Genomic DNA, 3,271 nt, shown 5'->3' on the forward strand with positions numbered 1-3,271 from the left:
GCGGCCAGCCCCCGCCCGAGCCGGCCGGTCCGGCCCGGGAGCCGGCCGGCGCGGATCGCGGGCGTTCTCACTCCGACGGGGACTGGCGCCGGCGTCGGCGGATCTGATTTCGGTCTATGTCGCACCCCGGCCTTACGGTGAGGGGGTTCCACGAGAAGAAGGGAGCACCGCCGTGGCCGATCGTGTCCCGCTGGATTTCGCCCCGCCGGTCCGCCAGGTGCGGTCCCTGCTGCTGGGTATCACCGACGACCACCTGCGGGCGCCCACTCCCTGCCCCGACTGGACGGTCGGCGACCTGCTCGATCACCTCGCCGGCCTGTCCCGGGCGTTCACCCAGGCAGCGCAGAAGAGGTTCGACGCGCCGGACAGCCCTCCGCCCGAGCCCTCCGCCGCCAACCTGTCGGCCCAGTGGCGCAGCCGTCTGCCGGTCGTCCTGGAGGATCTGGCCATCGCCTGGCGTTCGCCCTCGGCGTGGGAGGGCACCGCCCGGGCCGGCGGCGTGACCATGCCCGCCACCGAGATGGGTCTGGTCGCGGTCAACGAGCTCACGATGCACGGCTGGGATCTGGCCCGGGCGACCGGTCAGGAATATGCCGCCGATCCGCGGCTGCTCGAGCCGCTGATCGAGTTCCTCTCCCAGGGCCCGCCGGAGGGCACCCCGGGAATGTTCGGCCCGGTCGTGCAGATCGAGAGCGAGGCCGAGCTGCTCGACCAGGCCGTCTCACTCGCCGGCCGCAACCCCCGCTGGCGCCCGACCACGTCCGCCCACTGACCCCCGCGGGCCAGTCACCAGCCGGAGCGCTCCGAGGAGTCGGAACGGTCCGAAGAGCCGTGAATCAGCTCGTCCGGCGGCGGCGTGAACTTCGCCTTCGGCTGCCCCTTCAGCGCGTCCTTCAGCGTCTCCGCCACGGTGAACTTCGAGATCGTCCCGCGGCTCGACCCCACCGTGTTCTCCGGGTTGTCCGGGTCCGCCACGAAGGCCGCTGCCGCCAGCTGCGGGGTGAAGCCGCAGAACCAGGCGCTCCGGTTGCTGTCCGTCGTGCCGCTCTTGCCGGCAACCGGCCGTTTCAGGGTCGCGTACACCATGGGTGAGGTCTCCCAGCCGCCGCAGCTGCCCTTCGCCGCGCCGTAGCCGGTGACGCAGCGGGCCGCGTCGGTTGCCGCCTGCGCGACCTCCGGTCGCAGGGCCTGGCGGCAGCGCGGGCCGGCGACCTTCTTGCCCTTGTACGTCAGCGACGCCCCGTCCCGGGTGTTGATCATGCGGACCGGGATGGGTTCGCAGTACTTGCCCTCGGCGCCCAGGGTGGCGAAGACGTTGGCCATCTCGATCGGGGTCGCGTCGCTGACGCCCAGCGTGAACGCGCCCCACCCGTCGGCGTGGTCCGGTCCGGCCAGCGTGCGGTCGATCTCCGTGCGCCACCGCAGCCCCAGTCGCTCGGCCATCCGGACCGCCTTCTCCGCCCCGACCTTCTGTTCCAGCTGGACGAAGTACGTGTTGACCGACTTGCCGAAGCCGCTCCACATGGTCTGCCGGCCGGTCATCGAGGCGCTGGAGTTCTTCGGGCACCAGTGCACACCGCAGGTCGCCGGCCCAGGCGCGGTGATGTACTTCGTGACGAACCGCTGCGGGGAGTTGAACGCCGTGTCCAGCGGCATTCCTTCATCCAAGGCCGCCAGCATCGTGAAGATCTTGAAGGTCGAGCCGGCCTGGTAGCCCGCCATGTCACCGCCGCCGAGCAGCGGGTTCACGGTGTTCGGGTAGTTGCCCTTGAAGTCGTCGCGCTTGCGGCGGTCGCTGTGTTCGCCGTTGTTCTCCTGGTCGAGCGAGTACTTGCGGTTCACCGCCATCGCCTTGATCCGGCCGCTGCCGGGCTCGATGACGACCTCGCCGTGGGCGTAGACGCTCTTCTTCTTCTCCTTGTCGAGCACATGCTTCATCGCCGACTTCTGGATCTTCGGGTCGATGGTGGTGACCACCTTGTAGCCGCCGCGGCGCAGGTTGGCCATGCGTTCCTGCGACGTCTTGCCGAAGGCCGGCTGTTCCATCCACCAGTTGCGCAGGTAGTCGCAGAAGAAGCCCCAGTCGTTGTGCTTCTTCGGTACGGAGACGCAGTCGTTCGGCGGCGTGGTCAGCTTCAGCTTGATCTTGGACTTCTTCGCCGCCGTCGCCTCGGCCGCGGTGATCGCGTTCATCTTGAGCATCTGGTCGATCACGTAGTTGCGCCGGTTGGTCGCCGCCCGCTGGTCGTTGGTCGCCGGGTCGTACGCCGAGGGCGCCTTGACCAGTCCGGCGAGCAGGGCCGCCTCGGTCAGCGACAGGTCCTCGGGCTTCTTGGAGAAGAAGACCTCAGCCGCCGCGAAGATCCCGTACGCCCGGTGCCCGAAGTACGCCGAGTTCAGGTACCGCTCGAGGATGTCCTGCTTCGACAGCCGCTTCTCCAGCTCGATGGCCAGCCGCATCTCCCGGAGCTTGCGGGCGGTCGTCTGCTCGGTCGCCTCGAGGGCCTGCTTCGGGGTCTTCGCGCCGTCGCGCAGCGCCATCCGCACGTACTGCATGGTCAGCGTGGACGCGCCCTGGGAGACGCCACCGGCCTGCTGGTTCGCCACGAAGGCGCGGGCCACGCCCTTGGCGTCCACGCCGTTGTGCTCGTAGAAGCGGGTGTCCTCGGACGCCACGATCGCCTGGATGATGAACGGCGACATGTCCGCGATTTTGGTGGGCTTGCGGTGCTCCTCGTAAAAGGTCGTGAGCAGCGTCTTGCCGTCGTTGGCGTACACGTAGGTCGTCTGCGCCGAGGGCACCTCGGTGAGTCCCTCGGGCATGCTCTCCAGCGCGTCGGCGCCGTTCTTGGCGCCGACGCCGGCCAGCGCCACCAGCGGGAAGATCAGACCCGCGACCACGATCCCGGCGATGAGTCCCGCGCGGATGAGCGGCGCGATCCGTCCAGCTTTGGCGAGTCCGGTCTTCGTCACCCTTCGAAGGTATGACAAAACCGCTCATGTCCTCACGGAACGGCTGAAGTAATCGGCCGGATCACGTCCGGCATGCTGAGGCGTGTGACCTCTTCCGTGGACCTTCCCGCGCACGCCGGGGCTGCAGCGGCGGATCTGCACCACCACGGCGACGCCGAGGTGGCTCCCGGGCTGGTGGACCTGGCGGTCAACGTGCGGCGCCAGCCGATGCCGGAGTGGCTCGCCGGACCGATCCAGGCGGCGCTGACCGAGCTGGCCGCGTACCCCGATGACACCGCGGCGACCGCCGCCGTCGCCG

General features: G+C 69.4%; 2 protein-coding genes and 1 pseudogene. 2 read left to right on the top strand and 1 reads right to left on the bottom strand.

Going from position 1 to position 3,271, the window contains the following annotated elements:
- The first annotated feature begins 172 nt into the window (after nucleotides 1-172).
- Nucleotides 173-772 (top strand): TIGR03086 family metal-binding protein, encoded by a 600-nt coding sequence (locus AB0C29_RS40110; RefSeq protein ID WP_360832092.1) that lies wholly within the window; start codon nucleotides 173-175, stop codon nucleotides 770-772.
- Nucleotides 773-786: 14 nt separating this feature from the next.
- Here the strand turns inward: AB0C29_RS40110 and AB0C29_RS40115 are convergent, their stop codons facing one another.
- The gene (locus tag AB0C29_RS40115; RefSeq protein WP_360832095.1) at nucleotides 787-2,973 is read right to left on the bottom strand and encodes a transglycosylase domain-containing protein; all 2,187 of its coding nucleotides are present in this window, start codon (nucleotides 2,971-2,973) and stop codon (nucleotides 787-789) included.
- An 84-nt stretch (nucleotides 2,974-3,057) separates the two neighbouring features.
- On the opposite strand from AB0C29_RS40115, the pseudogene AB0C29_RS40120 reads away from it, so the two are divergent.
- A pseudogene (locus AB0C29_RS40120) lies at nucleotides 3,058-3,271 on the top strand (aminotransferase); the annotation flags it as partial.

The sequence above is a fragment of the Actinoplanes sp. NPDC048791 genome, from assembly GCF_040650095.1.
In the GTDB taxonomy this organism is placed as follows: domain Bacteria; phylum Actinomycetota; class Actinomycetes; order Mycobacteriales; family Micromonosporaceae; genus Actinoplanes.